General features: G+C 40.7%; 1 pseudogene. It reads left to right on the top strand.

The features are described 5' to 3' along the window. Positions 1-38: 38 nt before the first annotated feature. Positions 39-236: pseudogene (locus AAEZ03_RS28900) on the top strand (hypothetical protein); the annotation flags it as partial.

Below are 236 nucleotides of genomic sequence, written 5' to 3'. Positions count from 1 at the left end.
CATTTATTCTTTAAACTCATTACCAAGGAAGGTAAGTTATGGATAAGTTTTGGACACAGGGTTATCCAAAAGGGGTGAACGCCCAAATAGCCCCGCCGCACAGTACCGTGATTGATATAATCAATGATAAGTTAATAGAATATGCTGATCGAGAGTTCTCTAGCAATATGGGCGTTAGCTACTCTTATGCCCAAATTGACCAGATATCATTAACGATTGCCGCGTGGATTCAGAAC

This window comes from Pseudomonas sp. HY2-MNA-CIBAN-0224, from assembly GCF_040310285.1.
Lineage (GTDB): Bacteria > Pseudomonadota > Gammaproteobacteria > Pseudomonadales > Pseudomonadaceae > Aquipseudomonas > Aquipseudomonas helleri.
Note: the sequence above shows the minus strand (reverse complement) of the source record. Positions and strands in the feature narration are given on the sequence as shown.